Annotated in this window: 17 protein-coding genes and 3 pseudogenes; 10 read left to right on the top strand and 10 right to left on the bottom strand. The window is 56.5% G+C overall.

The annotated features are described in order from the left end of the window. Positions 1-14: 14 nt before the first annotated feature. Positions 15-1,172 (bottom strand): glycosyltransferase family 4 protein, encoded by a 1,158-nt coding sequence (locus P0Y33_RS11230; protein ID WP_279527496.1) that lies wholly within the window; start codon positions 1,170-1,172, stop codon positions 15-17. A 4-nt stretch (positions 1,173-1,176) separates the two neighbouring features. After that, entirely contained in the window at positions 1,177-2,571 is a 1,395-nt protein-coding gene (locus P0Y33_RS11225) for a hypothetical protein (protein WP_279527495.1), read from the bottom strand. 20 nt (positions 2,572-2,591) lie between these two features. On the opposite strand from P0Y33_RS11225, the gene P0Y33_RS11220 reads away from it, so the two are divergent. Beyond that, the gene (locus tag P0Y33_RS11220; RefSeq protein ID WP_279527494.1) at positions 2,592-3,818 is read left to right on the top strand and encodes a glycosyltransferase family 4 protein; all 1,227 of its coding nucleotides are present in this window, start codon (positions 2,592-2,594) and stop codon (positions 3,816-3,818) included. 34 nt (positions 3,819-3,852) lie between these two features. On the opposite strand, the gene P0Y33_RS11215 is transcribed toward P0Y33_RS11220, so the two are convergent. Continuing rightward, positions 3,853-4,599: an FkbM family methyltransferase gene (locus P0Y33_RS11215; RefSeq protein ID WP_279527493.1), complete on the bottom strand. Its 747-nt coding sequence runs from the start codon at positions 4,597-4,599 to the stop codon at positions 3,853-3,855. Between the two features lie 281 nt (positions 4,600-4,880). Further along, positions 4,881-5,673 (bottom strand): annotated as a pseudogene (locus tag P0Y33_RS11210) (IS5 family transposase). Between the two features lie 108 nt (positions 5,674-5,781). Between P0Y33_RS11210 and P0Y33_RS11205 the strand changes: the two are divergent. The 4 genes and pseudogenes from P0Y33_RS11205 to P0Y33_RS11195 all read left to right on the top strand — a co-directional run bounded on the left by P0Y33_RS11205 (position 5,782) and on the right by P0Y33_RS11195 (position 9,267). Beyond that, positions 5,782-6,951 (top strand): glycosyltransferase family 4 protein, encoded by a 1,170-nt coding sequence (locus P0Y33_RS11205; protein WP_279527492.1) that lies wholly within the window; start codon positions 5,782-5,784, stop codon positions 6,949-6,951. Positions 6,952-7,110: 159 nt separating this feature from the next. Next, positions 7,111-8,571, top strand: a complete 1,461-nt coding sequence (locus P0Y33_RS11200; RefSeq protein WP_279527491.1) for a sulfatase — start codon at positions 7,111-7,113, stop codon at positions 8,569-8,571. A gap of 202 nt (positions 8,572-8,773) precedes the next feature. After that, positions 8,774-8,966, top strand: a pseudogene (locus P0Y33_RS19135) (hypothetical protein). Positions 8,967-9,045: 79 nt separating this feature from the next. Then, positions 9,046-9,267, top strand: a complete 222-nt coding sequence (locus tag P0Y33_RS11195; RefSeq protein ID WP_279527490.1) for a single stranded DNA-binding domain-containing protein — start codon at positions 9,046-9,048, stop codon at positions 9,265-9,267. Positions 9,268-9,285: 18 nt separating this feature from the next. Here the strand turns inward: P0Y33_RS11195 and P0Y33_RS11190 are convergent. Further along, a pseudogene (locus P0Y33_RS11190) lies at positions 9,286-10,402 on the bottom strand (transposase). A 181-nt stretch (positions 10,403-10,583) separates the two neighbouring features. On the opposite strand from P0Y33_RS11190, the gene P0Y33_RS11185 reads away from it, so the two are divergent. Together P0Y33_RS11185 and P0Y33_RS11180 are read left to right on the top strand one after the other, a co-directional pair. Further along, positions 10,584-11,684 carry a DUF4330 family protein gene (locus P0Y33_RS11185; RefSeq protein WP_279527489.1) on the top strand — a complete coding sequence of 367 codons (1,101 nt, stop codon included), beginning with the start codon at positions 10,584-10,586 and terminating at the stop codon, positions 11,682-11,684. A gap of 2 nt (positions 11,685-11,686) precedes the next feature. Next, complete coding sequence (locus P0Y33_RS11180; protein ID WP_279527488.1) at positions 11,687-12,118, top strand: hypothetical protein; 432 nt, start codon at positions 11,687-11,689, stop codon at positions 12,116-12,118. Here P0Y33_RS11180 and P0Y33_RS11175 read toward each other — a convergent pair whose 3' ends face one another. Further along, complete coding sequence (locus P0Y33_RS11175) at positions 12,119-14,476, bottom strand: STT3 domain-containing protein (RefSeq protein WP_279527487.1); 2,358 nt, start codon at positions 14,474-14,476, stop codon at positions 12,119-12,121. 10 nt (positions 14,477-14,486) lie between these two features. Here P0Y33_RS11175 and P0Y33_RS19130 point away from each other — a divergent pair, with 10 nt between their 5' ends. Beyond that, a complete protein-coding gene (locus tag P0Y33_RS19130) occupies positions 14,487-15,002 on the top strand; it encodes a VanZ family protein (RefSeq protein ID WP_382268519.1) in 516 nt (171 codons plus the stop codon). 648 nt (positions 15,003-15,650) lie between these two features. Here the strand turns inward: P0Y33_RS19130 and P0Y33_RS11170 are convergent. Then, positions 15,651-15,953: a hypothetical protein gene (locus P0Y33_RS11170; protein WP_279527486.1), complete on the bottom strand. Its 303-nt coding sequence runs from the start codon at positions 15,951-15,953 to the stop codon at positions 15,651-15,653. A gap of 175 nt (positions 15,954-16,128) precedes the next feature. Between P0Y33_RS11170 and P0Y33_RS11165 the strand changes: the two genes are divergently transcribed. Continuing rightward, positions 16,129-16,329: a hypothetical protein gene (locus P0Y33_RS11165; RefSeq protein WP_279530108.1), complete on the top strand. Its 201-nt coding sequence runs from the start codon at positions 16,129-16,131 to the stop codon at positions 16,327-16,329. A gap of 498 nt (positions 16,330-16,827) precedes the next feature. After that, on the top strand, positions 16,828-17,709 hold the full coding sequence (locus P0Y33_RS11160; RefSeq protein ID WP_279527485.1) for a hypothetical protein: 882 nt from the start codon (positions 16,828-16,830) through the stop codon (positions 17,707-17,709). 198 nt (positions 17,710-17,907) lie between these two features. Here P0Y33_RS11160 and P0Y33_RS11155 read toward each other — a convergent pair whose 3' ends face one another. The 3 genes from P0Y33_RS11155 to P0Y33_RS11145 are packed head-to-tail and all read right to left on the bottom strand — an operon-like array spanning position 17,908 to position 22,252. After that, complete coding sequence (locus P0Y33_RS11155) at positions 17,908-19,125, bottom strand: phage NrS-1 polymerase family protein (RefSeq protein WP_279527484.1); 1,218 nt, start codon at positions 19,123-19,125, stop codon at positions 17,908-17,910. Further along, a complete protein-coding gene (locus P0Y33_RS11150) occupies positions 19,125-21,233 on the bottom strand; it encodes a VirB4 family type IV secretion system protein (protein WP_382217709.1) in 2,109 nt (702 codons plus the stop codon). The genes P0Y33_RS11155 and P0Y33_RS11150 overlap by 1 nt, the downstream gene beginning before the upstream one ends. Then, positions 21,230-22,252 (bottom strand): hypothetical protein, encoded by a 1,023-nt coding sequence (locus tag P0Y33_RS11145; RefSeq protein ID WP_279527482.1) that lies wholly within the window; start codon positions 22,250-22,252, stop codon positions 21,230-21,232. Before P0Y33_RS11145 ends, P0Y33_RS11150 begins: the two co-directional genes overlap by 4 nt.

Genomic DNA, 22,252 nt, shown 5'->3' with positions numbered 1-22,252 from the left:
GGAGACTGATAACGTTACTCTCGTCGATCATGTCGCGCTTTTCGGTAGACATCTGTTGTCATCTCGGCGACTCTTTCCCACGAGTATGTGTTATCGGCAAGCTCTGCAACGGCGTCTCCCATCTCGGCCCGCCGGTCGTCATCCGTGAGAACGTCGGATAAGGCACTGCTGAGTGCGTCGGCATTGTCCGGTGGTACTAGCCGACCGTGCACACCGTCGGTGAGCACGTCTGCGAAGCCACCTACCTCCGTGGCGATCACGGGCTTTCCAAACGGGAGAGCCGTCATCAGCGCGCCGCTCTGGTCGATATGTCTATATGGGAAGACGACGATATCGCTCCGTTGGAAGTACGCGCCGACTCGTTCGTGCTCAATAAATCCGAATTCCCAGGTGATTGAGTCAGTAACGTCTTGTTTGCGGGCTCTTTGCTTAAGTTCGTCAGCAGAGCCATGTGGACGCCCAGCAATGACGACACGCAACTTCTGTCTGACGTCCGGCGGGAGACGAGCGACAGCGTCGATTAACACGTCGACACCCTTGTAGGGTTTCACGTTCCCAAAGAACAACACGGTAGTCTCTTCGGAAGTGTTTGTCGGCAGGTGGTCCGTCATGGGGTACCGGATCACACCATGTGGGATGACAGAGATATCCGTTTGGGGGACGCTGGCCTCGACGAGTTTAGCTTTGGTCTCCTCCGTGTGGACGATGACTTCATTAACAACCCGGGGACCCTTTCCGGCCATAAACCCCTGGACACGGGACGTGGCGGCCCCCTGAAACGGGGTACTGTCGTGGACCGTGAGGACCGTCGGAGCGATATGTCCTAATAGACGCACCAATGGGATGTCGACAACAGGGAGTGGGAGCCACTGGAAATGTATGATATCAGGATTCCACCGATTGAGACGTTTCACCAGCTGTATCATTCCGGTAACGTGTTCCGTGCCTTTCGCGAGCACCCGAATTTTTTCGGGGAGAGCGTCGCCCACATGTCCCTCAGTAAGCGGGTAGAACGCTTGGAAACGTTCGTAGCTTTCGGGCGTCCAGTTCGTCTCGCCCGAGGCAAACAGCCTGACTTTCCAGCCGGTATTCGCGAGCCCTTCACAGAGGTGGTGGTCGTACGGTGGTGTAAAATTCGACGGGTCGATTATTGCAACTCTGTCTCTCGTCATCGGTCTATTGCTCTTTGCTCCGTGTTCTACCGGTGTCGTTAAACTTGGGCTGGTTCACTGTCACGAGGAATATTCCGGCCAACAGGAACGCGCTCCACCTCGCCGGACGGAGGTAACCCGTCTGGAATAAAATCATGGCTCCCGTGAGTACGCTGCCGGCCAGAGCAATTCCGAGGTTCGCGACTCGGGTTTGCGAAGAGTGTTCCAGAGGGGTGACGACGAGCTTCCAAAACAGGTATGTGAGGAACAGGATAAACAGCCCGACGCCGACAGCACCAGTATCGGCCAGTAATTGGAGATATGAGTTGCTGCTAGAGGCGCCTTGTACTGCGGATGTGTTCGCAAGAGAATTCAATCCTTGTCCGAAGAGTATATGTACCGGGTCTAAAGAGGCCCAGTACTGCAGGGTCTGATAGTTGTTGGTAAGACGATGGGTGGCGGATGCGAACGAGAGAACTGCCTCGTTCCCAGTCTGGAGCCAGACGACGATCTCCCAAGACAAATCAACGAGTTCCAAAGCTACGACTCGCAGACTTGGGACACTGGCCAGGACGAGTACTCCGATGGTGGTGGCACTTAGCACGTGATGGAGTTGGAACGGACCACGGTAGATTGATACTGGTACAACATACATGAATAAAGCCCCAACGAGGGTTATGTAGGCAGTCGCAGAGGCCGACTGTACAACACCAGCAACCAGTATTGAGGTCGCTCCCACCAATGACCACCGCGAATGAAATAGTGTCTTCCGGTTCCCCTGGGCCACGAGTACCAGACAGAGAACCGTTGGCGGAAGCAAGTGGGCGCCGTACCAAGACGGCTCTACGAACACGCTAGCGACCCTGAACACTTCAGGAAACAACGAGTCATAGCCGGCACGCTGTACAGTACCCGGTGCAGGGATATTGAACCTGAGATATGCGAACGGTAGCGAAAAGGCTCGTGCGATGCCTTGGTAGAACCCGAACAGCACCATGGAGATAGAGGAGAGGATCCAGAGACGAACGAGCGTCATTACGTTGTTCTCCGAGAGTCTAACATTTACTACGGCTACGTAGGTGCCGACTAATAACATTAATTGTATGAAAACTGTCATAAAGTCGAGTATGTGTTTGCCGGTCAAGAAGATCCAGACGCCAACTCCGATGATTTCGGCCACCCATCCAAGCAGTAGTAGGCTAGGGATGTCGAGTCGGAGTTGGTGACGGAACAGCACGCATACGGTAACGTAGACGGTGAGGAACCCGATTGCCAGCAGGTCTGGCCGGCCTACTGGGAACGACTCGATTCTGAACAACGTCCATCCATAGAACGGGACAGCCAGGACAACTGCACTGAGGAGTAGCGTTTCTACGTTGTACTCTTGGCTGCATGTCGTTCCCTCTTCGACCGTACTCATTTACAGTTTGTTTGTCGCCAGTGTCCGAGTATATCTCTGGCGGTTTCTTAGAACCTAAAATACGTGCTCTGTTGAACAACGTGCTTCACAAGAACGTCAACGTTATCTTAGGAGGGGCGTTAGCCAATATGTATATGCCCTGCGGCGAGAAGACAGTTCATCTCTACCACAACGTCGTCGCTCCCTATCGCCTTCCAATCTTTAACCGACTCGCGGAGTCATATGACCTTACCGTCCACTTCGCGAAAGAAAAAGAGGTAGGTCGAAAGTGGGATACTAACATCACCGAGGATTTCAAGTATAATTTCCTCCCTTCACTTAATGTCGGACCTTTCTGTCTGTTATTTACAGTCCCCCTACAAATGATTCGAGATCGGCCAGACGTACATCTCCATGGTGAATCGCATCAAACGCTTATGGCGATACTTTCATCTATCATCGTCACGAGACTTGTTGGCGGAGACATTGTTCTCTGGAGTGAATGGGTTGACACGAAGGCAAGCAAATCAAACTATCACCACACGGGCCTCTCATTGCTTGTCTCCCGAGTTACTGACTTTATGTACTGCCTTCTTCGACCGCTTATATATCGTGAAGCCAATATGTTGGTTGCGTACTCGGAGAAAAGCTATCAGTTCCTCCGAGAGCGCGGCGTCCCAGAAGAGAAAATCGTGACGGGCCACCAAGTCATGCCGAAGTCATGCTTGAGCACGCAGCAAGTTGAAGACACCAATGATAACAAGGATACAACGACGTATCTCTTCATCGGATATCTTGAACGACGCAAGGGCTTAGATACACTCCTTAACGCTTGGACACATCTGGATTGCCCGAATGCGGAGTTGATAATTGCTGGCAGTGGTCCAGAACGCGACCGGCTTGAAGAGAATGACAATGAGACTGTCAACTGGGTTGGATATGTTGACGAAGGTAAAAAAGCTAAATTGTTACGTGAGGCGGACGTATTTGTGCTACCGACACGTCACGATCCATGGGGGCTGGTCGTCAACGAAGCATTGGCGTACGGTACTCCGGTGGTGACGACGGAAGCGGCAGGAGCGAGCGAACTGCTTCGGAATAGCAATGCCGGCTGCGTTATTGAACCCGATGACGCTACTGCTCTCGCGTCCGCGATGGTTACTCTCAAGCGTGACGGAACCGTCACCGAGCGACTCCGGAATCGTGTGACTGATGTTTCAGTCGGCGTCCGCCCATTCAAACAGGCGATAGCAAAAACCTCATCATAAAGATAAATATCTGACAATTAATACCGGAGATAATTTAGCATCTCCCTCGAAGCAAATGTACCTCCTTTCTGATTGAGTCCGACCGGTCAAAATCTTGCCAAACAGAATCTGTGGCTCTATGATTGAGTATGGACAGCTGATATCCGATTGATCTGAGCAAATCGTATATGTCATCCACATCTCCATTTGATCTGTGAATTTGATGTGGATGGATTTCGATATATATTTCTGGTCTCGATTTTGAGAGGAGGTCTGTTGCCCCCCTAAGAACATCAACTTCGGCGCCTTCTACATCTATTTTGAGGACGGTCGGATCTTGGTTCCGACTAATGTAATCGTCGAGCGAGAGATTTTTAGAACCATCGCCCACATAAGAGTTAGTGAGAAATGCACTGTCCTTGTGGTTTTCCTCCAGAACTGAAAACGGGACGGGATGCCCCTCAAAGGCATGGATTTGATTTTCGGGGACACCTAACATCATAGATAAGACAGTATGATATCCGAATCTTGCGCCGATATCATAGAAAACTGTCTCTTCATCAATAATCATCTCTAACTCTTTCGTCAATGCCGGTTCATGACCCCCTGGCTTGTTTGACTTCTCTAAGAAAGGATGATCACGGGGGACTTTGAGCCTCAAATCACCAGCTGGTGTGTCGAATACTGTTGAGACTGTTTCTAAATTTTTCACCCTATACAACTGATAAATCTTATCAATAGGTGTGCCTTTAAGCCAGGAAGTAACAGGTTCGGGAATTGCCTGTACGAATCTCGCCATCATAAAAGTGTCCATCAACCGCATTTGATTAAAACCTTGGATTATACTATTGCCCGCTCTTGCTTCGTAACAAGTGCCAGGTTTCCGAGACGGTCAACTGATTCGGTAAGTGTTGCGCACGTAGCGTTACGAAACCACGTGTTTTCGAAATCGTGATCGTCTGTGCCGCCGTAGAGCATCGTTTTTTAATGAGAAACTGCCCCACTACAGAGAATCTTCTGGAGAGTATAATTACTACCCTATACAAGGTTGGACTCTGTAGTCTCGGTACACTGCGGTTGATTTCACGGGTATCGGACGCTTCGGCGGAGGTTATAGACGGTCGCTTTCAGCAGCATTTCACGGAACGCGCGCACGTACGGCTGTGCTGAGCGTGTGCTTGATGCTTGAGAAGATGGTTTCGTTCATCGAGCGACGGTTGTACCGATCACGGTCCATGCGGGCGTTGTGTGTGATTGAGCGGGTTCATGATCCTGTGCTTGATTAGCGGTCTGATGCCGTTGTCGCGGAGTTCATCGCGGAAGCTTTCGCGCGTAGCCTCGGTCGGCAGCGAGGATTCGAAGATCGCCTGCGTTCCAGCGGGCGACCTGCGGACCGATCTTCGAGTCGTATTTCTTCGAGGTAGTCGAGTGGATGTCGGTGATGTACAGCGTTTCGACATCCACGAGCACAGCGATTTTTCAGCGTCCAAACGCGGTAGTGCGTGCAGTTGGGGTAGTGGCGGCTGGGCTGGTCGCAGTCGAAGCCGGTTGAGTCGATGGCGGCGTGCCAGTGCGTTACTTGTCTGACGCGCCGAGAAACGCACACCACGAACTGGTAGGAATCCGTGCAAACCACGTGCGGAGGACGGAAGCCGCGTGAGGCGGCTCTCGTTGAGGACGCCGAGCATCTCGCTGAGCAAATCCACCGCAACGCGGTAGTATTTGCGCGGCTCGATCCGGAGTGCATGGAGTGTGAGCATCACCCACTCGGTAACCCGCCACCCCCTTCAGGGTCGGTGGGTTCGTCCGGGTTGGCGACAACTGATTTAGCCTTAGCCACTGTAACACGAGTGAAGAGACGGATTTCGGATACCAAACCAATCTGTCTCTTCGCTTTCTACCGATATAACGCAGTCGTAGCCCTCGCGTCTAGCGAAACTACAGAACCAAATACTTAGGTTCCAGCACGGTAGGCTCAACCATTATGACCGAACAGTTCGCTCTCGTTACGGACACGTTTCTCGGAAATCCGTCGCAGTATAGCGGTGTCGAAGCGAGTGATATGATCGGGGGAGCCGAAGTGAACCTGTATCGAATAGGTCAGATTCTGCTTGATGAAGGACACGAGGTAACTGTCTACCAGCAGGACACCGGGAACCCGAACGACGAGTACGACGGAATCGAGATTGAGTATCTGTCGACCGTTGGGTCTGGAACGGCGGAACTCCTCTCATTCAACCTTCAGTGGCAGCGGGTCGTCTCCCAAGACGAAATCGTCTACGTCCACTCGCCGGAGTACGCGATACCGAACTTGAGGCCGGTAGACGCATTAAATCAACAGGGAATTACGTGGGACGTACCATCCTCTAGAAACCTCACAACTAGGGTGAAGCGGTATTTTTTGGGCCGTCTCCTCTCGAAGAAGTCGCTCGTTCGGTGCACTGACAACGCGTTTCTGACCTACGTCCAGTCCGAGCATCCGACCGCACGGAACAATGTCTTTCCTATACCAAATGGGGTTGATACGACAGTATTCTCACCGGACGTTGATCCGATCAACAGCCCGACCAACTCAACAATGGAGGAGACAGTAGTACTCTTCCCGCGGACGCTCCGACTTGCGAGGGGGGCACACTTGATTGTCGACACACTAGCCAAACTACGGTCAAAGGGGCATGACGTGTCACTCTGGTTCCTAGGTGCCGAAAATATTACTGACGCGTCACTAGTTCGCAGCCAGATCGAACGTAACAATCTGGCCAACGCGGTGGAGTTTCTTGGACACGTTCCCCACGAGGAGATGCCTCGCTATTACGCCGCTGCCGACATCGTCTCGATTCCGACGTATCACTCTGAGGGGACCTCGTTATCGTGTCTTGAGGCAATGGCGTGCGGTCGGCCGGTCGTAGTCACTGACGTTGGCGGGCTCAAGGAGATTATCTACCAAGATGAGGTTGACGGAGGGTTCAAGGTCAAACCCACGGCGGAGGCTCTTGCCCCCGCGGTCGAGAAGCTAGTCGAAGATCCAGTTTTGCGAGGGCGACTGGGGGAGAATGCGAGGCGACGAGTAGTCGACTACTTTACACTGGAGCGGTGGGAACAGCAGATGCGGGAGTTCTTCCGCACGGTGTCGGAGAGACGTGGCCAGAATTAATCGTGTTCCATCGGGTACTCGGGAGCGGGTCGACACACGTTCGATGGAGTCATCGAATGCTGATATCCTATCCCGAATCTCGACGCCATGTCCTGGGCTTTGAGGTGGTGAGTTCCGCTAGCTCGGAAAAGTCACAATACATTTCTTGTGGCTCAATCTATGTACGCCAAGATGAAACAGAGAGATATTATCTTCCTCCTGTTCGACACAGCCAGAGCCGATAGTTTCGGCTGTTTGGGTGCATCTCGCGACACGACCCCCGTCCTTGATTCCCTCGCTTCCGATGGACTCGTGTACGAACGAGCGTATAGTAACTCGATCTGGAGTCTCCCAGCGTACGCGTCCGTATTCACTGGTGAGCTACCCTCGGAGCACGGTGCCGTTGACTGGGAACAGCGCTTGAACGGTAACCCCTTGGTTGAGTATCTCGGAGAAAACGGCTACCGGACAGGGTGCGTCTCTCCACACCTGTTGTCGGGTGATTTTGGTCTCTCCGACGCGTTCGATGTCCATCACGTTGTCAACAACTTTGATGAACGGTTACCGTATCCTGACGAGTCGGTCACGCAGACGGTCAAGAGTCGTACTCAGAGCGGGAAGTACGATTCGCTGTTGGAGAAGGCTACTGATTTTACTTCGTTGGCTATGAGACAGCGGAGCTACCGGGCATTTATGAATGGCGTCGCGTACTTCCGGACAAAGATTCGCAACCGCCGTGGCGAGTGGACTGACGACGGGGCTGACGAGGTACTGACTCGCTCCAGAGAGTTCCTCGACAGCGGCGTCGGACCACGGTTCCTATTCGCAAATTTCATCGAACCGCACGCACCCTACCGGCCACCGGCCGAGTACGTCCACACCTACCTTGACGAGGATGTCGGTGTTGATAGGTTGGAGAAGGCATTGTCAAAGAGCTTCGTGGGAGCCACCGCTGGCAATGTGACTATCGGGGAGCGTGACCGGGAAATTCTTAGGGCGTTGTACGACGCAGAGGTTCGGTACCTTGACGACCGGATCGGTGAGTTTCTGCAAAACGTGGAAGCACAGTCAGAGGGTCCTGATCCGGTAATCGTCGTCGCGTCCGACCATGGCGACCTCTTCGGCGAGCGCGGTATCTGGGGACACCAATCAGAAATCGACCGCGATCTTGCGCATGTCCCGCTGATCGTCTCACATCCTGACCTCCCTGCAGGACGTGTTGAATCCCCGGTATCACTGCGGCAGCTGTATACATTTTTCACCAGCCTAGCCCAAGGGGACATCTGTCGCATCAATCCGCGCGACACCGTCATCACCGAGTACTTCGGCTGGGATACACAGTTGTCAATCGAGCCGTGGGACGAGTACGAGAACGTGAGTGTCGACAAGTATAGACAGTATCAGGTCGCCCTGTTCCACGAGGACCGGTTCGTCCGCTTCGACTCGGCTGGCACCGCCGAAGCGTTTGATCTTGAGACACACGAACGACTGGAGGGCGGGGTTACAAAGGGTGACCGAGAATTTCTTGCGGAGACCGTTGGAGACCCGCATACGATCCACCGCGAATTCCGGGAGAGAGAGAGCGGTTTTGAGGTCACGGACGAGTTACAGAACCACCTTGAGAATCTCGGGTATATGTGACAGTGTAGCGGTCCCATTGTGAAGGCGACCTTGATGTCGCCATACCGGGGGCCTTCATAGTGGTTAGCAGAGATACTCATAGATTTCTGGCAAGAAGAAACATAGAAGAGCAGAAGCAAGGTAGCTAGAAAGCATATACCGACCTTCCAGGTATCGCACCACCATGGACCGGGGCTCAACGGTGTATACCCACCCCGCACATATGGTCACACGGGCAGTCACCATCGAAGACATCGATGATCTGTACTTGACGTGGAACAGCCATATCACCGGTTTCGCCCTCTACCACCACGTCCTCTGAGATGGAGCTTCGCGACGTCGACCCCGACGAGCTTCGAGACCTCTTCGAACGGGCCCGCGAACAGGGCTACACGAAAGACGGGATCGTCGACTAGACTAACCGCTACGCTGATCTCAAAGCACTCGTCGACGACGCGGAGGAGTAACAACACCGAATCCGACGATGAGGAAATCGTGATTGATGACGACCACGTCGAAGTCCCCTGTATGATCTGGGCGAACCGCTACCGGGATATGGACGCCGAACTCGAAGACGGAACTGAGGTCATTCTCGTATGGACTACCGTCGACGGTCGTGTGGTAGCGGGGACGAACGACAGCCTCTTATTAGCCGCGACGAGGACGGAACGTGGGCTTATGCGGGACAGGTGCCAGCGGAAGTTCACAGTCTACTAAATTACTTGACTTCGTACGCTAGACGAATATGCCGTCGATCTGGTGCATTAGCTCGTCGATGCTGCGGTTGGGGCTGTTGAGTGCCCAGGTGAGAAAATTTTGAATGCTTTCGCGGAAGGATCGCTTGACGTCGTTGCGCAGCGAGCTTGCGTGTGTGAGGTGTTACCAAGAGAGCTGTATGCAGCACCGAACTTGAAGAGACTGTAGGCCAGCATTAGCAGGTGCCGGTGCCAACTGGCACCTGCGGCATGCCGTAACTCGCAGTCTCCAAAATCAAGGTCATGCTTGGTGTTTCTGAAGAACGTCTCCACGCGCCATCTCATCGCGTACAACTCGATGAGATGGTTCGCTGGTGCGTCGATCTTGTTCGAAACGATGTACTTCACGCTCGGTTCCTCATCCGATACCTTCTCGGTGATTAGCAGTTTTACTTCACCAAGACGGCCGACTTCACTCTTCTGTGTCCAGATATGGTAGATCTCGTCGTTGATCGTGCGCGGGACTGTGTTGATGCGCTGGCGGAGCGCATCGACACGGATCCGTCCGCCACCGTAGGTGACGTACGCGTTGCTCTTGACCGCAGACGCCCACTCTTTCCCGTAGCCTTCGAGATGAGTGACGAACTCCTCCGAACAGTAGAGCATGTCGAAGAGATAGGTGTCCGCGGGGACACCTATCTCGATAAGTTCGTCAACGAGATCGATGCCGAGTTCGACACGCCGCTTGTCGTTTTTCTCGTAGAGACGGAAGCCAAGAAGGTGGCCTTCCCGTCAGCATAGAGTGCGTAGATGAGGTTCTGTCCCCAGATATAGCTGTGAAGACCGTAATCGTAGAATTTCTCTGCATGAGGATTTTTCGCAGGTTTTGTGCGTGAAGGTGTCGTTGATGACGACACCTTCACTGGACCACCGCGTCTCATCGGTCTGCTGGAGTAGCTCAAGTCGTTCTTTGTTGAGCTGGTCTTCGTCCCGGTTGTACTCGGTGAGAAACTTGTTCAGGGCACGTTCGCTCTTGGCCGGGGAACGATGTTCGAGATGCCCTGAACGGTCTTGTTGTAGTGTTTCTGCCTTGCTGAGAAACACTCGAACTGGTCGATTGGCTCAGTACATGATAGAAACGACGTGATTGGCAGCATCAACGGTTCACGTACGTTCTACGCGCTCCAACAGCAGATAGTGCGAAGTCGAGTAACTAAAGACGAATGGAAATCAATATATACCACACTTGTCTATATTCAGATAGTATAGGTTGAATTCGGAAGGGTTTAGTCTCCGCTGTCAGCCACTATAAGCAATGCATCCGGGAGTGATTACCCTATGAATCTAATCGACGACGAAGGCAATCTCTTCGGCGTCGTCAACGTCGTCGACGCACTTGTCGTCCTTTTCGCCCTCGCTGTCGTCGCGGCCGGTGCCGCATTTGTCCTCCAGCCCGATTCCACCCAACCTGACGAACCGAATCTCGGTACCACAAACGTCACAGTTGACCTCGGGACGCAACCAGACTACATCGCGACCGCAATCGATGAGGGCGACACGTACTCTCCCTCCACGAATACGCAGCTCACGATTACCGACGTCTACGTCTCGCCGCGAGATGACGCAACGGCCGTCGTCCTCCGTGCAACACTCCAAGGACCGGTCACGGAGGATACTCTCTCCTACAGCGGCGCTCCACCCAGACTTGGCAGAGTGCTGGCCATCCAGACGGACACTTACCAAGTCCAGGGGACCATTCGTGACGTCGGCGGCTCGAACCAACTCCAGACCGGCAACACTCCGATTGTCCTGCGTACAATGATGTCTGCAGAGGAAGCTGCTGATCTGAACGCCGGAGAACGGATCCGCTCGGGAGGCCGGACTGTCGCGACCGTACAGGACGTCTCGATTTACGGGACACAGAATCCCGAGAAGCGACTTGTCTACCTCGGGCTGTCGCTTCGAACGCTGAACTACGAGGGACTCCCGCACTTCGGGAACACGATCGTTCGCGAAGGGACGTCTCTCTCGATCTACACAGACACTGACGCAGTCGAAGGAACGGTCCGCCGCGTTGGCGCGGCACAGCTGCGGGGCACCCCCACCACGCAGACCGTCACACTGCGGATGGAGGGCGTGATGCCCGAGTACGCCGACAATGTTGAGGTGGGAATGGTCGCCAAATCCATCCGTGGCGAGACAGTTGCGCGGATCCTCGGCGTTGAGCGCGAACCGGCCACGGTCGTCCTCACGAGCGACGACGGCCACATCTATCAGCGCAAACACCCGGTCAAGCAGGACGTCATGCTGACGGCCGAGCTGTCGGTCCGCCAGACGACGACCGGTCTCACGTTCAAGGGTCGACCGCTCCGGCAGGGTTCAACAGTCATTCTTGCCTTCGGCGACGTGACTATCCGTGCGACGGTCGTTTCGCTGTGACGATGAATGAGACGACGACCGACGAGCGAGAGACGCAGGATGCTCTCCTTAATCGCGTGCTCAACAGCTCCCGAGTAGTCGCCCTTCTCCGAAGTCCGTTCCGCGACGATTCCCGTCTCACGGCGTGGATCGACCACTTGGAGACGGTCGTCCAGAATTCATTCCTCTACCGCTGGCTAACGAAGGAGCCCGATCCTGAGGTCGTAGTTATCGATCTCCGGGAGACATACACTATCGGTCCGTTCATCGAACTCCTCGACCGGCTCGTCGAGACTACCTATCCGTACTGGCAGACGTCGACGCTCCGCCGCGGCGTCGATCGACTCGCGACCCTTAGCGAGCGTGCGCTCGAAACTCGACCTGGACAGCTTCTTCTGGCAGCTTTCGAACCACCAGAACCTCCTGAAAGCAACAGCGACGAGAGTGACCGCTGATCATGTATTCGATCTCACTGAAATTGTCTGTCCAGTGTTGACCGCTGTCTCAGAGACATTGACAGTAGTACCATTAAACGAGTACGTTCCAGAATAGGGGACTCGAACCTCATAGCCGCCAGATGCATTCGCCCTCACCTGTCGTTCGTATGTGAACTGGCGTCCTCTAATGTCGACAGTTTCCGTAATCGTGAATGTGGCGTTCTGATTGCTGGATCCAATCACTCTCGCGCCTGGGACCAGCGTAAAGACCTTCTTTGAGCCGTCATCGCTCGCCCAGACTGCCTGGTAGTGACCCGTTTCATTCCCCCAATTCTGGAGTCGTTTATACACGGTCTCTTGGGACGAATTTTCGAACCCGTCATACTGGTTGATGACGACGAAGCCAGTCCGATCATGTAATCTTTGGTACCATATCGATGAATTCGTCGACGTGAGGAAGTCTTCATAATTTTGCTGGGCATATCCGTAACTCAGCGACTCCCCATTCACAATCGCGTTGTACATCCGATTCTGGCCCCACTCACTGAAGACGTAATTTTGGGGATATTGCCATCCTTCGGCCTCGGAGTAGTCTTCCATGTACGCCGCCGCGTTATAGCTCTCATCGCTTACCGTCAAGAGATTCGTCCGGAGCGGTGTCATCACGGCGCCGAGACCGCCGATGAGGAGGAAGATAAGGCTGACAGCAATGATGGTCTGTCGGTCGGGGAGAGCAAAGGCTGGTTCATCCCTCGTCGCTGTCCGCCACGGATGAGTTGTCTCAACTTCGGAAAGTACTGCTGGACGCTTTGCGGCGCCGGTCACTGCGAGAAGGTGGACGACGGCAAGTCCACCAAATACGGCGGTAAAGAGTGCGAGTTGTCCTGCAAAGCGGACTTGGAGGAGTGCGAGGACAAAGAGCACGCTACTGTAACTGCCAATGAGTAACCAGGCCGGCCGATTTTCCGTCCAGCCAAGATATAGGCTCCACACGAAATACGGCAGCGCGAAGAAAAGACTCAGCCCGAAGAAGAAGAAGGGGCCGGCAATTGTCCCATACCGAGGACTGAATAGTGAGGCCGTTTCGGCGATATTCTCACTCGTACCGCCGACGAACAGCCTGACCACTTCCTGCGTGAATTGGGCAGCAAAGTCAGGCAGAGCGACGTACGCAACTGCGAAGATGAGGCTACCAGTAGCGACGAGACCCCCAAGTGTGAGTGCTCCAGAGAGTTCTCGGCGTCGTGCCCCCTCTCCAACCACAATGACCGCACCTAGTCCGGCGACGAGAAGCAATGGCGTCACAACGATATAGAGACGCTGCCAGCCGAGACCGAAGTGTACAACGAATGCGAGAAGAGCACCGAGCCCAATGCCGATGACGAGAGGGAGGTCAGTAAGTGGAGAGTTGCCGGCGTTGACAGCTGCAGCTGTGCGGATAACGCCGTAGACGGCCAGCGGGAGTAACAGGATTGGGCCAGCGTTCCACGCGAGGACTTGGGCGGCGACACCGACACCAAGCACGGCAGTCCACGCCAGGGTTGTTGGGTTTCGAAGTGAGGTGACCTCAAAGGTAGCTGTCGATGTTCGCTTGAGGAGAGTGACTGCTGCGACCGCTGTGAGGGCAAGCCAGAGGTAGTCGAAGGCGTGGTGATCAGCGAAGCCAATTGCTGTCCGATAGGCATGAACCGGTGTCACAGCCAGCAATACGACGGCTGCGAGACCCACACGCCGGTCTTCGGTCAGCTTTACCGTGAGCACGTAGACGAGACCGGCCGTCACAAGCGCTGTGAGGACTGGATACCACGCGAGGACGAGATTCGCCGCACTCGTCGTCCCGCCCAGCAACTTCGTCGCGGCCAGCAACGTCGCGAGCATGAGTGGTTCGCCGACCTGCACTGTCTCAGGGAGCGAGAAGACACCCGTTCCCTGCTCGATAAAGTGGAAGAGCAAGTGTCGGTAGTAGTAGGGATCGTTGCCGAGGAGGACGACGTGTTCGGCGCGGAACACCGACTGATACGCAAAGAGCCGGAAGGTAGCGACAAGGACGAGGGCACCGACAAGTGCCAGACTTACGCGACGCGGTGGAAGATCGAGAGAGACATCGATCGAGGGCGTCCGTGAACCCGAACTCGGCACCTCCTCGCCTTCGAGAGCCGCTCGCACGGCGTCACGATTAGCGAGGCGATACTCTCCGTCGACTTTCTCGGCGATGCCGCGTGAAACGAGTTCGCCGAACGACCCAGAGTCGAGTGGAACGTCGTCGAAGGTCCACGTCTCTTGGTTGGCGTCGACGTCGAGAACGGTCCGGATATCGTCTTCGAGGTCGGGACGGTCCGCAAGGAGGGCGTCCGTCGCGTCCCGTACGTCAGTCATTGCGTAGTGCGTGGTTTTCTCGGTGTATAAACTTCCCTTTCGGAAGAGAAGAGTCGAGTGTACCCAAGCAAGCACGAACAGGAGGGTTTTCTTGCATGCGGTAGTGGTTCAGTCTGTGCGACAAATTTCGGTTCCACTCCTTCCTCGATTCATTCGTTGGCTGGCCGTTCTTGCTGTCGTCGTGGTCATCTGCTACTTTTCTCTTCTCGATACTGTATCAGCTCCAACCGCCAGTCCGTGGTGGGACAAGAAACTCCATATAGTCGCCTATGCGGCTCTCGCGCTAGTGACCGCTTATGCGACGATGAAATGGCGTGGAACCTCACTCCGTCGCAACGTCGTTCTTCTCGTCGTCGTCCTCGGTTATGGAGTCGTGATCGAACTCCTACAGGCCCCACTACCGGATCGATACTACAGCCCGACCGATATGCTGGCGAACACAGTGGGTACTCTCGTCGTCATTGTCTGGTTCGGGATTGAGCGCTATATTCAGTACCGGCGGGTATCATCCACTAGCCAGCGATAGCTGGGCTGAAGAAGGGTCTAACGTCGACTTACGTTTCCGGGGTTCAGCAGTCCAGGCAGGCGTAGCTTTGAACACTTGGCTGGATAATGTGCCTGTATGAGCGAAGGTTCTCGACAAACCAAACTCAAAGAGGCGGGACTCACTGCGTGGCGGTTGTCGATACTTAGTGTCGCTACAGTACTGGTTCTCGTTCTCTACTTGGGGATGGCTTATCTTGTCTATATGGGCCGCATGGAGGATGGCCCGATAATCCTGTTTACCGGTGTTCTTCTGGGTTATCTACTGCGTAGTGTCCGCGACTGGATATAGAACGCTGTATCGAAGAAGTCACTGACTACAACTTCTTGAAGACTTAGCCTTCAGCAGGATCTATACCTCTATTCTCTACACTGTTGTAATGAGAGGAAGTATGTGACTCTCTGTCGTCTTAGCCCCCCTAGGGTCCAGTCATCGTCGACGCCGACGAGACGGATATCTCGACGTCATCAACCGCTTCCCGACCAGTTTCACGCCAGCCACACCCACTCAGGACTTCCTCGATTCGCCAGTAGGCACCACGCTCACTGGTGCACGTCGTGAGTCGAACGCGACGCCGTGGGCCATACTCAGGTGTGTACTCGAGGACGATTCGGTCCGTCGCGTCGACCATCAGGCACCACCCCGCGTTGCCTTAAGCAGAGCCGCCGTCGAGAGGACCGTGAGTGGTTGGTCGCTCCACCCAGTTCGCTCGGCCACGTAGTCGATCCAGTGTTGGGTATTCTTGCCGAGCTCCGCGAGGTCGTAGCGCTCAACGAGGCGAGTACCGTCCGCTGAGACGACCGTCACGATTCGGTCGTCGGCCTGGAGCCAGTGGTCGCGATTCTGTGTATCTGTGCCGATGCGCTTGTACCGAGCGCCCTTCCAGTTTGGACGGTCAGGTCGGTTCTCGGGATTGGATGCGTTCGGTTGCATGGGTCTGGGAATCAGGCCGGGGTAGTGTGCCAGCACTACCCCGCGTCCCTACATCTACCTACATCGTCTATCCACTTATAGATTAGGAGATAGAGCAAGATTGCGATATAGAACAAGCTATTAGTGGCCGTCTGTGTTAGAAGATACTACAATGTCCGGAACAGGACACTCGGTGATGGCAAAACAGCGCGCACTCATCACCGAGACTGAGCGGGAGCAGCTTGCTGGAGAGCATGGTGATCAACGGAAGTATGAGGCGACGTCGCGTATCCGGCGACGAATTAACGAAGAAATGTCGACAGATGTAGAGGTTCTTGAAGAGTATAACCCGGACTTGCTCGAAGAGTTGCGTGAAGTCGTGTGTGAGGGAGAGTAGTCACTCGTACGTTGAAGCGAGTCGCTGAAAGCCTCCAAGAAGTCGCTGTACGAAGCGATCCCGCTCAGAAATGACGCCCCTGCTGGCACAGGGGCATCGGAGCGGGCCAGATTCCCAGACCCATGCAATTAGGAACGCGAATCCGACCCAATCAAGCATTGTCTCGCGCGGCTAAAGAGAGTATCGTCCAGCAACGATACGACTGTCGCGAGCAACTAGATAGTCCCAGCGGTGCGTGTGTGTACGAGCGAGAACAGAGGGAGGATGGACTCCCTTCCCCCACCCAAGAACTAGATAGTCGGGAGACGCACCGAAATGGCCGATTCGGTCTTACGAGACTGTCTAACACACACTACATCCCTACCCTAGTAACTAGTTTAGTGCTAGATGACGACCTCCCGGCGCAGTCGTTATCTAGCACTTACCTAGTTAACGCTCACTCCGGGGTGGTTTCCCTTGCCTAAGCGAGAGACTGTTGGGTGGACAGTTGAGTCTGGAGTGTTAGAAGAGTTCCGTGAATACGTCCAAGACGTTCACGGGAAGCAGCGCGGAAAACTCGGCGACGAGCTGCAGAACGCGATGATTGAGTACATGGACAACGACCGGACGGCCCGACTCGAAACCGACGTCGAGGCGATGGACGAGAAGCTCGACGAGATATTGGCCCGCCTCTCTCAGACTGAATCGGGAACACACGCACACTCGCAGTCCACCACCTCAACCGACGGCGGCGAACACGGGACAGGTGCCCTCTCCGACGCCGAGGTGCGCTCGATGTCCCAAGGAGCGAAAGCAGAACGAATCATCGACTACATCCACGACGCCCATCTCGGCACGGCCCTCTCCGAAGCAAAACTCCGCGACTACTGCGACGAGATTGCGGGCGTGGGAGATCGTTCCTTTGACAGCTACCGCACCGTGTTCAAGAATAAAGCCCTTCTGTACGAAGATCCGCGCCAGGACACGGATTACTGGTACCTTGACCGCGAGCAATTCTTCGCCGTCCTTCGCGAGACCTACGCAAAACCCCTCGCCGAGCTAAAACCCGAAGATCCCGATGACCCACAACCGGAGGGACGAGGTCACGATCTCGACGTCGTCCAAGAGTACGGTGGCGCCGTCGCGCCCACCTATCGCGCCTACCGACTCGTGACCTATCTCCGAGATAACTTCGTAGAACCGTTCGACGAGCCACACGCACGAGCCGCGGCTACCCAGTTCGAGAACTACGTCTTCGACCAGCAGCCGAACACACTCGATCCACAAACCTACCTCGACGTCGTTCGCCGTGAAGGCTATCTCGCCGTCGAGGATGGAGCACTCACACTCACCGCGAACGTTCGCTACAAGAGTGACGACAACGTCGAGATAGACGTCTAGCCTCGACCAATTGGGAATAGCGGACTTTCTGGGCAGGAACGCATTGGTGAAAGTGCGACGTTGTGGTGACGTCGTCGTCAATCATGTCGTCAAGGAGTGCAACGACCGATTGACGGTACTCGCTGATCACTTCTCACGGAAGTGTGGAGGTCGACAAATCCGTCATCGCCTGCATCGATATCTCGACGCCGAGACGAGTTACCTTCCAACAAGTCGAGAAACGAGCGATCGCCCCTCCATATCCGCTATGTCCGCTTCGAGTTCCGTGACGCGCTCGCGGAGGCGATCTTGTGTTCGTTCCATAGCGATGAGGTGTTCGTAGAGATATTCCTTCTCAGCTCGAAGTCGCGCCACTTCGTCGCCAAGGGACTCCACTCGCTCGATGGCCGTCTTCTGGCTCGCTAACTTTGCGTCGAGTGTCAGCATACGCTCCGCTAGCGACTCGACGTCGCTCCGCGATTCAGACTTCAGCGAACTCGCGGCTGCTTCCGTCGGCGACCGATCTTCCCGAGGAGTCTCGACCTCTTCCTGCTCGCGTGGTTCGTAGACCTCACTCGTCTCCCTGACTGCACGCTCGGCTGTCACTGCACCATACGTTCGCCCGTCAGCATAGTGGGGCTCGTCCCACTTCTCGCGATACAGACCGGAGTGACGAAACAGTCGGTCGACCGCAGCGACATCTCCACCAGTCCAGAAGGCGAGCAGGAAGCAGAGCGCCATATCCGCCTCCGAGTGGCTATCGTACCCACTGGTGTCGCCGCGCCACAGTCGTTCGAACTTTGGGGCGTTCTTCGCGTTTCGTGCGCGGGTGAGCAATTCCTCGTCCGAGAGGTCGTGGCCGGTTGCGCCGTCCGTATCCGCCGGGTGGCTGCCAGAGCCAGACGGAGAGCCATCGGCGACGTACTCGGCGTGGACTTGGCGTAACGCCTGATTCCGCTCGTTAACGACCGCTGGTGTTCCGTCGACGTGCGCACCAGTCACCGTGAAGAAGCGAGCAGACTCGTAGAGCTCCACGTGTCCAGATCGATTCCTGCCCGCGGGAAGGTTGCCACAGACGTAGACGTGATACCCGGTCCCCGAGGGACTCACCTCGGTGTAGGAGTCGAGCGACTGGACGATCTCCTTGGCCCAGCCGTCGGGCCGGCCCGTCTCGGCGTCGCGGCAGTCATCGAGGTCGACACCGACGAACGAATCGGCCTCGGTGAACACGAAGCCGACGCCGCTGGCGTCCAGCGTCGTCACACCCGCGTGCGCGGTCTCGAAGTCACTCCACGTCGAGGCATCGGTGACGGAGGCGAATTCACCCGTCCGGGCATCGACCGGCACTTTCGTTGCCTTGCCGTCGCGCTCCTGCTCCTGCCAACAGAGCCACTGGTCGATATCGCGCAGGGCGGCCGGAATCGATTGTGGGTCCATCACGCTGCCCCGCCGTCGCGCTCATCGACTGGCTGTCCTCGCTCGCTCGATTGGCCCCCGTCTGCCCAGGCCGAGAGCGTCGTCCCCCCATTCTCTTCCGGCTCGTCTGCGTCTCCATCCGGGACACCCTGTGGAGCATCGTCGACGTCGCCGCCGATAACCCGTGCCTCGTACTCGCTGGCACGCACCCGAATCGGGAACCAGCCCTCTTCGTCGATACCCAGAAGGGCCTCTGAGAAGCCATCCGCTTCTTTCCCGGCTTTGGCGGTGCGCGCCCAGTTCACTTCGCGCTCGCTGAGGCCGAACCACTGCTGGAGTTTTGCGGCTTCCTCGGCGACGCGGTGGATGATGACGAGCGAACAGAGGTCGGCGATCGTCTTTGCTTCGGGTGTGAGCGCGAACTCGCCGCCCGTCTGCGTGATGAAGTGCAACGAGAGGTCGTAGTGACGACTGTGTCGCACAGCCGTCTCCAGAAACTCGAGGGAGGTGGCGTCGTTCATCAGGTAATGGGCTTCGTCGATGACGAAGACGACGCGTTTCTCGGTCGTTTTGGCACGTTCGTAGACGGCGTTGAACAGCACCTGCATCATCAGACTGCGCTCTGAGCCACCCTGTGTGCCCTCGTCCTGGTGGAGGTCGAGATAGACGACGTTCGCGTCGAGGTCGAACTCCGTCTGCTTGGTGAGGTTGACGAGGTCGCCGTCCGGCCCGAACGAGGGGCGCAGATCCTTCAGGAGGGACTGCGCCTCGTCGCGAACACTCACTTGCTCGCCGGCCGTCTCGTAGCCGAACGCCTGTGGGTCATCGAGGAGGGCTTCGAGCATCGCGATCACCGTTTGGACCGTGGGGGACTCGCGGTGATGGGTCGAGGGATCCTTGGTGATGCCCTGGTGTTCGTAGGCAGCCTGGACGGCACGCCGTAAGGTCTGGGTACGCTCGCCCAGCGGATTGCTCGCGACGTGGCTGAAGAACGTCTCGAAGAAGGTGAGCACGCGAATGATCTGGTCGCCCCACGGGTTGAAGTCCGAGACGGTCTCGAACACCTCGGGTGGAGTCTCCCGAAGTTCGAGTGGGTTCAGACCTCGCGTCCCGCCGACGACGATGCGCTCGCCGCCGAGGGCGTCGTTCACGCCCGCGAACCCTTCGAGTGGGTCGAGCATCACCAGGATGGTGTCCGGGTCGTACATCGCCCGGCGCACGAGTTGGAGTTTCGTCGAGAAGGACTTCCCCGCACCGAGCTTCCCGATGACCATCGTACAATATCCTGTCTCGCGGTTGAAGCGATCGAGGACGAGCGGGCTCTCGGTGAGCGCATAGGTACCGTACTCGATACCCGGCTCGGCGAACGCACCGGCGACGAACGGGAACATCGCCCCGACGGCGCCGCTCAGCATGGGCGTGGTCGCATCCATTGACTCGTTGAACGCGTCGATACCCACGGGGCTCCCCGAGGTGAACGCATCGAGTTGGGCGTGTCGTGGGTGGATGGGCGTCAGGTTCGCGGGGGCACGCCGCGTCGCCGATTCGACACTCGCCGTCTCCAGGTCCGACTTCTCGTCCGCGCGCGTCGTCAGGTACATCGAGACGTCGAACGGTCGGACCGGCGTGTTGCGGAGTGTATCGTACAATCCCTGATAGTCTTCGAGGTCTTTGGCGATCCCTCGCGCCCCGGCACGCCGCCGCTCGGTGAGGTATTCGTAGTCGGCTTCGAGTTCCTCGATCTGGTTTTCGAGGGCATTCAGCGTTCCCTCAGTCTCGCGTGGTTGGAGGTGGACGCTGATGTCGGTCGCCCGCGTCGCGGCCGACGAGTACACGCCTTCGAGGAAGCCATCGACTGGCGCATCCGGAAACTCACCGGCCCAGAGCGTCTGGGCCCACCGGTCGTCGGTCCGGACACCATCGGGCGTGTGTTCGATACTCCCCGGCGTGACGACGGTCTGGTGTGTGCCGTCGATATCCGGGAGTGCGTGGATGGACCCGGACTTAGACGCGGAGTCGGGCTCGGGTTCGGGTTCGGCTGAGTCGGGCACTGCCGCGGTTGAGTCGACAGCCACCGAATCGGCGTCCGAGTGTTCACGGCCGAGCAGCGACCGAAGTCGGCGAATCATGCGCTCCTCCCGTCGACGAGCGGGCGCGTCCGGAAGGTCGCATCCAGGTCGCCGTAGTCGAGTGTCTTGCCGGCCCAGTACTCCGCAATGATGCCGGCCGCCTCGGGTGCGGCGATGCGAGTCGCATTACAGCCGTCGATATCGCGAAGCCCGACTTCGACCTGTCGCAGTCGTTGATCGAGTGTTTCGCAGAGCGTGACGCGCTCCTCGCGCGGGTCCGGCGCGAAAAGCAGGTCGACGAAGAGGCCGAGCACGGGCAGGCGGGCCAGCAGTTGGACGCTATGGTTGCGCTCGAAGCGGACGTCATCGAGGGAGACCGGGACGATGACGTAGTGATCGCGAATCGTCATCTGGCGCGCATCGAGTTCGGTCGCGTACCAGGTTCGGTACTCCTCGATGAGGCGCGTGAGTCGTGGATTTGCCTTCACATCCGGGTCGTCGAGGCGGCGTTCATAATGCGAGAGATAGTCGTCGACGGGGAAGGTCTGGGTCGTCGCGTAGAGTTGGATAGGGAACGCCACGACCGTATCGAGGAAGGTGCGGAAATCCGTCGCCTTCCGGTGCCACTCCTCGTCTGTCGCGAGCGCCATCGATGGTGGGTCGACACGAACGAGGCCGATCATCGTCCCGTCCGTACGCTCGATGGCCCCATGGCGTGGATGTAGTCGCTTGATACGGGTGTACTGTTTTGCGGCGTCGTGGTCATGGGAGCGGTCGGCGCGGTAGAAGCCAACCATGGTGAGCAGCCAGTCGAGACTCGACGTGTACGACGGCGTCATGTAGACGAAGAGGAGGCCACACCCCGCGGCCGTTGCCACGACTGGGAGGGCGAGGTCCTGCATCGAGTAGCCGGCGACGACGAGGTCGGCGGGCACGATGAGTTGAATCGCCAGGATGACGATTACCGCGGGGAGGAGTGCGACCGCCGCATCGGCAAGCGTGTAGTTGCCGATGAGCGTCGCCTCGGTACCGAGGGATTTCGGGATGCGTTTCGACGGGTCTGGATCGTGTGTCTGCAT

Source organism: Halospeciosus flavus (assembly GCF_029814175.1).
Lineage (GTDB): Archaea > Halobacteriota > Halobacteria > Halobacteriales > Halobacteriaceae > Halospeciosus > Halospeciosus flavus.
The sequence above is the reverse complement of the archived record's forward strand: the minus strand, read 5'-3'. Positions and strand labels throughout refer to the sequence as shown.